We start from the raw sequence: 6,638 nt of genomic DNA, 5'->3' as shown, positions 1-6,638 counted from the left end.
ACGCTGGCCCTGCACTGGCGGGTGGCACCGCCGTGGGAACGCTGGGCCTGGACGCTGCACCAGAACCGGGAGCGCCGTCGTCGGGCACTGAGCTCGTGACCAGCCCTCAGGCGGAGGCAGGGAACCATTCCGGATAAAGCAGCGGAAGCTGCAGGGTCAGCCACGGGCTGAAGGCCCAGGGTGCGGCGGCAACGGCCGCGGTGAGCTGCAGCGGGTCCGCCCACTGCACCTGCATCACCTCGTCCTCGCGGGGGTTCACCGGGGAAACCGCGCGTGCCGTGTAAACGGGGCAGATCTCGTTTTCCACCACGCCCGAGGCATCCACCGCCCGGTACCGGAAGTCCGGAAGCCGTAGCTCAATCAGATCAAGGCGCAGCCCCAGCTCGTGGTCCGCGCGGCGCGCCACGGCATCCTCGGTTGCCTCACCCGGGCCCGGGTGGCCGCAGAAGGAGTTGGTCCACACGCCCGGCCAGGTGCGCTTGGACAGCGCGCGGCGCGTGAGGAGGATGCGGCCGGCGTCGTCATACACGTGCGTCGAGAAGGCCAAGTGCAGCGGGGTGGAGGTCGAATGGACCGTCGCCTTGTCCGCCGTGCCGACGGGCGTTCCGTCGTCAGCCGCCAGGACAACCAGCTCTGCGGTGCGGTTCATTTCCCTCCAATGGGTGACGCGTGTTTACTTTACCTATGGACAAGGAGATCACACTGGCTGGATCCACCGACAGCCAGCTGGTAGATGACGTCCTGACGTCCTTCTTCGCCCGGTCCAAATCACGCGCCGAAGCGATGCATCCCGATTACCGCACCATGTGGGAGCACCTCGAAACGTGCACCGTGGGAGGCAAGCGGTTCCGCCCCCGCCTCGTGATGACTGTCTACAGCCTGCTGGGCGGCACTGAAAGGGTCACGGCGGCCACCGTCGCTGCATCCTTCGAACTCCTCCACACCTCGCTGATTGTGCATGACGACGTCGTGGACCGGGACTTTACCCGCCGTGGAATCCCCAACGTGTCAGGGACGTACCGCAACCTCGCCGCCGCGCAGGGAAGCAGTCCCTCGCGTGCCGAGCATGCCGGGCTGTCCGTGGGAGTGATTGCCGGTGATTTGGCGCTGTCCAACGCCTACCGGCTGCTCGGCGAGGTGGACACAGACCTCGCTACCCGGCAGCGGCTGGGAGATCTTCTCGATGAAGCCATCTTTGCGTCCGCGGCCGGCGAACTACTTGATGTGTTAGCTCCTTTTGATCCAACTCCGCAGCCTGTTGAGGAAGTGCTCGACATGGCGCGGCTGAAAACTGCTGTGTACTCCTTCGAAGCGCCGCTGCAGGCCGGTGCGGTGCTTGCCGGCGGCGATGACCTGCTGGTGAACGCGCTGGGAGAGTTCGGCCGCTGCATCGGGATTGCGTACCAGGTGGCTGATGACCTGATCGGCGTCTTCGGCGACGAGAGCCGCACGGGCAAAGTCGGCTGGAGTGACCTGCGCGAAGGTAAACGTACTGCGCTGATCTCCTACGCAGCGGACCAGCCGCAGTGGCCGCGGATCGCGGCGCTGCTGGCGGACCCGGACCTGACCGCAACCGGTGCGGCGGAGGTCCGAGAGCTGCTGATTGAATCGGGTGCGCGCGACCAAGCCACCCGTCTCGCCGCCGACCTGACCGAGCGCGCGCTGCAGGCCCTCGTGGAACCGTATGTGCCGCAGGCCCTGCGTGACGGTCTGGCGCCCATCTCTGACGTCGTCAGCGAAAGGGTTCGGGCGTGAGCCGGGACCGCGATGCGCTCGCTGACTACACGGCTGCTGCACTGAAGTCTTCCGCCGTAGTGCTGCGCTCCTACTCGACCTCCTTCGGGTTGGCTTCGCGGCTGTTCGAGGGCAGCGTGCGCCGGCAGGTGGAGTCCGTGTACGCGCTGGTGCGGGTTGCTGATGAAATTGTCGACGGCGTCACCTCCGCCGCGGGATTGACTCCTGAGGACACCCGGCGCCAGCTTGACGACTTCGAACGCGAAACGGAACGCGCGCTGGATACCGGGTACAGCACCAACCTGGTGGTCCACGCTTTTGCCCATACCGCCCGCCGCACCGGGATCGGCACTGACCTTACCCGCCCATTCTTTGCCTCCATGCGCGCGGACCTGGAGCAGGCGGAACACACCCCTGAGTCCTTCGCCGTGTACGTCTACGGATCCGCGGAAGTAGTCGGGCTGATGTGCCTGAAGTGCTTCCTCGACGGGCACGCGGTGAGCGCCACGGAAACGAAGAAGCTCGAGCGCGGCGCCCGGCACCTCGGCGCAGCCTTCCAGAAGGTCAACTTCCTCCGGGACCTCGCCGAGGATTTCGAGTCGCTTGGCCGCAGCTACTTCCCGGACGTCTCCCCCGACAACTTCGATGAGGCGCACAAGGAACGGTTGCTTGCGGACATCGAACACGATCTGAGCGAATCCCGTGCCGTGCTCCGCGGGCTGCCCCCATCCAGCCGCAGGGCCGTGGCCCTGGCACAGGAACTGTTCGCCGAACTGGCCGCGCGCATCCGCGCGACTCCTGCCTCAGAACTGATGCGCACGCGAATCAGCGTGCCCAACACGGTGAAGCTGCGCATCGCGGCCGCTGTCCTCACCGGCAAGCGCGGGCTGGAACCCTCCAGCCCGCATCCATCCCGCGTGGAGGCACAGTGAAGGCACGCACACCGTCCGGACGCGCCGTCGTCGTCATCGGTGGCGGTATCAGCGGACTGGCAACCGCAGCGCTGCTGGCCACCGAAGGCCATTCCGTCACGGTGCTGGAAAAGCAGGACACCGTGGGCGGCAGGGCCGGCTCCTGGAGCGAGGACGGCTTCCGGTTTGACGCCGGGCCCTCCTGGTACCTCATGCCCGAGGTGATCGACCACTACTTCCGGCTGCTGGGCACCTCGGCCGATGAGCAGCTGGACCTCGTGAAACTCGATCCGGGCTACCGGCTCCTGTCCGAGGGCTACCCCGAACCCGTTGATGTTCCCGCCGAGAGGCACCGGGTGGTGGAACTCTTCGAGCGGCTGGAACCGGGTGCCGGCGCAAAGCTGGAGCAGTACCTCGATTCCGCTGCGGACACATACACCATGGCCACGCGCCGGTTCCTCTACTCCACCTTCGAATCGTTCACTTCGCTGTTGACACCGGATGTGCTCGGGCGCCTGCCGCGGCTCGGCCGGCTGCTGCTGGAACCGCTCCACAACTACGCCCGCCGCTATGTGAGCGACCCGCGGCTGCAGCAGATCCTCGAATACCCTGCGGTGTTCCTCGGGACCTCCCCGTTCACCGCGCCCAGCATGTACCACCTGATGAGCCATCTGGACCTCGACGACGGCGTCCTCTATCCCATGGGCGGCTTCACCCGGCTGGTGGACGCGCTGGAGGGCCTGGCCCGGAATGCCGGCGTCACCATCACCACGGGCGCCGAGGTCACCGGGATCGAGACCACTGCGACGGCCTCCCGCAAGCGACCCGCGGCCGTCCGTGGGGTGAGCTACCGCTCCGCTGACAGGAGGGAGCACACCATCGCGGCCGACGTCGTCGTCTCCGCAGCGGACCTTCACCACACCGAAACCACGCTGCTCCCTCGCGAACTGCAGACCTATCCCCAGCGGTACTGGAACCGCAGCACAGCCGGGCCCAGCGCCCTGCTGCTCTACCTGGGCGTCCGCGGCGAGCTGCCGGAGCTGCAGCACCACACACTGCTGTTCACGGGTGACTGGGAGGAGAACTTCCGTGCGATCTTCGGCCGAACTCCCTTCATTCCCACGCCCGCGTCCATGTATGTGTGCAAGCCCAGCGCCACGGATCCCACCGTGGCTCCGGAGGGACACGAGAACGTCTTTGTCCTGGTCCCGATCCCGGCGGATCCAAGCCTGGGAGGTGCGGGCGGCGAGCGCATCGAGCGCGTCGCTGATGCTGTTATCCAACAGCTGAGCGAGTGGGCCGGCATCCCGGACCTCGCGGACCGCATCGTACTCCGGCGCAGCTACGGCCCGGCGGACTTCGAGCGCGACTACCACTCGTGGAAAGGCACCTCGCTGGGCCCGGCCCACACCCTGCAGCAGAGCGCGTTCTTCCGCGCGGGCAACGTCAGCCGCAAGGTTCAGGGCCTGTACTACGCGGGCGGTTCCACCATCCCCGGGATCGGGATCCCGATGTGCCTGATCAGCGCCGAACTGGTGATCAAGCGGCTGCGCCGGGATTTGAGCACCGGTCCGCTTCCTGTGCCGCTGCGGGCCGGCAAGGTCCGCGAAACCACGGTCACCTGATGGGCGCTGCCTACCTGCTGTTCCTCCTGATCTCGCTGGGCTGCATGGTGCTTCTCGACCAGCGTCTGCGCCTGTTTTTCTGGCACGACGCCCGCCGGGCCGCCGTCGTTCTGATCACCGGAGTGCTGTTTTTCCTCGTGTGGGACCTCGCCGGGATCGGGTTGGGGATCTTCTACCGGGGTACCGCAGCGATGACGGGAGTGATGCTCGCGCCCGAGTTGCCCCTGGAGGAACCGATCTTCCTCGCCTTCCTGTGCTATCTGGTGATGAACCTGTTCCTGTGGTTCCGGCGCATCTTCACCGAGCGCAGCAGCAGTCCCCGGGATGCACGGCAACTGTCGGACGAGCCGGGAGGGCAATCGTGACCTACTGGGCGCTCAATGCGGTGTTCCTCCTTCCGGCGCTTCTTGTCGGCGGCCTAACAGCGGCGGCATTGAAAGACGGCAGGCGCAGGGCTGCGCTCGCTGCGGCAGGTGCCGCCGCTGTCGTCGTGCTGGTTCTGACCGCCGTGTTCGACAGCATGATGATCGCGTTCGGGCTCTTCAGTTACTCCGAGGAGCTGATCTCCGGCGTCTACATCGGGTTCGCTCCGATTGAAGACTTCGCCTATCCCGTGGCGGCTGTGCTCCTGCTACCCGCGCTGTGGATCCTGCTGGGCAAACGGGCGGGGAAGCCGCAGCCATGAAGACCCTCCGCACCTTGCTGGTGTCCTCGCGCCCGCTGTCCTGGGTGAACACGGCGTTCCCGTTTGCGGCCGCCTACCTGCTGACCGCCGGGCGGATCGACCTCGCCTGGATTATTGGAACCCTCTACTTCCTGATCCCCTACAACCTGGCGATGTACGGGATCAATGACGTGTTCGACTACGAGTCTGACCTCCGCAATCCCCGCAAGGGCGGCGTGGAAGGTGCCGTGCTTGACCGGACCATGCACGCGACCACTCTCCGCGCGGCGATTGCCACCAATGTGCCGTTCCTCGCGGCGCTGGTTTTGCTGGGCGGGCCGTTGTCCTGGCTGGTGCTGGCCGTCAGCGTCTTCGCGGTCATCGCGTACAGCGCTCCGAAACTCCGCTTCAAGGAACGCCCCTTCCTGGACTCAATCACCTCGAGCACGCACTTTGTCAGCCCGGCGGTCTATGGGCTGGTGCTGGCGCAGGCCGAGTTCACGCCGGCGCTGTGGGCACTGCTGGCCTCGTTTTTCCTGTGGGGCGTGGCGAGCCAGGCGTTCGGCGCGGTGCAGGACGTCGTGGCAGACCGGGCCGGCGGTATCGCCTCCATTGCGACGGTGACCGGTGGCCGGGCGACCGTGAGGTTTGCCATCGCCTCCTATCTGGTCAGCGGTGCTCTCCTGCTCTTCACCCCGTGGCCTGGACCGCTGGCCTCCTTCCTGGTTCTGCTGTATGTGGTCAATATCGTCCCCTTTGCTTCCCTGGAGGACGACGACGCCGAGCTCGCCCACCGCGGTTGGGAACGGTTCCTGTGGCTGAACTATGTCACCGGGTTCTTTGTAACGATGCTGCTCATCTGGTACGCGGTAATCCGCTGATTCGGCAATTACGCAACGCTTTTGTTGCTCCGGCGCAGCTGGCGGCTGGTCTGCTGACCGCACTGCTCGGTGCGCCGTACTTCGTATACCTGCTGTTCCGTAGCCGGCTTACGCGGTGAGGGTTCAGGATTTCGACGCCGCAGCGCGTCTCTTGATCTCGCGATAGATAGTTGTCCGGGAGACTGAGAATATCTCCGCCAGTTCCATCTGTGTGTACTTGTCTTCGTCGACCAGCTCGTATAGGTGACGGCGGCGAGTGAGAGACAGTTTGGGCGGCTTGCCCCGCAGCCGGCCTTTGGCTTTCGCCACGGCCATGCCTTCGCGCGTGCGGGCTCGAATCAGGTCTGACTCGAACTCGGCGACCATGCCGAGCACGTTGAACATGAGGCGGCCCACCGGATCAGTGGGATCGTAGACACTGCTGCCCAAGCTCAATGACACTCCCTTGCGCGTAAGCTCATCAGCGATATCCCGAGCGTCGGGTAACGACCGCGCAAGCCGGTCAAGTTTGGTGACGACAAGCGTGTCACCGGCCCGGACTGCAGCCAATGCCTGGAGAAGTCCGGGGCGGGCTCGGTTGGTGCCGGTCAGCCCGTGGTCGACGTAAGTGTTGTCCGCTTCTACTCCGAGAGCGGCCAGGCCTTCCCTTTGAATGGTGAGGTCTTGCTGATGTGTAGAGACTCGCGCGTAGCCGATCTTCACCATTTCAGTGTTGCACTTATCGTGCCTTCACGGGGCTTTTCATCGTGCGGGTTTTACGCGCATTTGATGGTCGGTCGAGCACTCGATGGCATTTGGGCGCCGTGAACGCCGACCGATCGAG

Annotated in this window: 8 protein-coding genes; 6 read left to right on the top strand and 2 right to left on the bottom strand. The window is 65.5% G+C overall.

Features of this window, described 5'->3' with window-relative positions:
• Window positions 1-106: 106 nt before the first annotated feature.
• The gene (gene idi / locus P4U43_RS12500) at window positions 107-649 is read right to left on the bottom strand and encodes an isopentenyl-diphosphate Delta-isomerase (RefSeq protein WP_277359032.1); all 543 of its coding nucleotides are present in this window, start codon (window positions 647-649) and stop codon (window positions 107-109) included.
• Between the two features lie 35 nt (window positions 650-684).
• Between idi and P4U43_RS12495 the strand changes: the two genes are divergently transcribed.
• The 6 genes from P4U43_RS12495 to P4U43_RS12470 are packed head-to-tail and all read left to right on the top strand — an operon-like array spanning window position 685 to window position 5,815.
• Window positions 685-1,755 carry a polyprenyl synthetase family protein gene (locus tag P4U43_RS12495; RefSeq protein ID WP_277359031.1) on the top strand — a complete coding sequence of 357 codons (1,071 nt, stop codon included), beginning with the start codon at window positions 685-687 and terminating at the stop codon, window positions 1,753-1,755.
• Window positions 1,752-2,666: a phytoene/squalene synthase family protein gene (locus tag P4U43_RS12490; RefSeq protein ID WP_277359030.1), complete on the top strand. Its 915-nt coding sequence runs from the start codon at window positions 1,752-1,754 to the stop codon at window positions 2,664-2,666. Before P4U43_RS12495 ends, P4U43_RS12490 begins: the two co-directional genes overlap by 4 nt.
• The gene (gene crtI / locus P4U43_RS12485) at window positions 2,663-4,270 is read left to right on the top strand and encodes a phytoene desaturase family protein (protein WP_277359029.1); all 1,608 of its coding nucleotides are present in this window, start codon (window positions 2,663-2,665) and stop codon (window positions 4,268-4,270) included. Before P4U43_RS12490 ends, crtI begins: the two co-directional genes overlap by 4 nt.
• Complete coding sequence (locus P4U43_RS12480; protein ID WP_277359028.1) at window positions 4,270-4,635, top strand: lycopene cyclase domain-containing protein; 366 nt, start codon at window positions 4,270-4,272, stop codon at window positions 4,633-4,635. The genes crtI and P4U43_RS12480 overlap by 1 nt, the downstream gene beginning before the upstream one ends.
• Window positions 4,632-4,955 (top strand): lycopene cyclase domain-containing protein, encoded by a 324-nt coding sequence (locus P4U43_RS12475; protein ID WP_277359027.1) that lies wholly within the window; start codon window positions 4,632-4,634, stop codon window positions 4,953-4,955. Before P4U43_RS12480 ends, P4U43_RS12475 begins: the two co-directional genes overlap by 4 nt.
• Window positions 4,952-5,815 (top strand): prenyltransferase, encoded by an 864-nt coding sequence (locus tag P4U43_RS12470; RefSeq protein ID WP_277359026.1) that lies wholly within the window; start codon window positions 4,952-4,954, stop codon window positions 5,813-5,815. Before P4U43_RS12475 ends, P4U43_RS12470 begins: the two co-directional genes overlap by 4 nt.
• A 123-nt stretch (window positions 5,816-5,938) precedes the next feature.
• Here the strand turns inward: P4U43_RS12470 and P4U43_RS12465 are convergent, their stop codons facing one another.
• Window positions 5,939-6,517 carry a recombinase family protein gene (locus tag P4U43_RS12465; protein ID WP_277359025.1) on the bottom strand — a complete coding sequence of 193 codons (579 nt, stop codon included), beginning with the start codon at window positions 6,515-6,517 and terminating at the stop codon, window positions 5,939-5,941.
• Between the last annotated feature and the right edge of the window lie 121 nt (window positions 6,518-6,638).

The organism is Arthrobacter vasquezii (assembly GCF_029455255.1).
Lineage (GTDB): Bacteria > Actinomycetota > Actinomycetes > Actinomycetales > Micrococcaceae > Arthrobacter_D > Arthrobacter_D parietis.
Note: the sequence above shows the minus strand (reverse complement) of the source record. Positions and strands in the feature narration are given on the sequence as shown.

What these genes read in the sequence shown, in the direction of transcription:
- P4U43_RS12495 (WP_277359031.1), top strand. Translation starts at nt 685, where the DNA reads ATGGACAAGGAGATCACACTGGCTGGATCCACCGACAGCCAGCTGGTA.
- P4U43_RS12480 (WP_277359028.1), top strand. Translation starts at nt 4,270, where the DNA reads ATGGGCGCTGCCTACCTGCTGTTCCTCCTGATCTCGCTGGGCTGCATG.
- P4U43_RS12470 (WP_277359026.1), top strand. Translation starts at nt 4,952, where the DNA reads ATGAAGACCCTCCGCACCTTGCTGGTGTCCTCGCGCCCGCTGTCCTGG.
- idi (WP_277359032.1), bottom strand. Translation starts at nt 649, where the DNA reads ATGAACCGCACCGCAGAGCTGGTTGTCCTGGCGGCTGACGACGGAACG.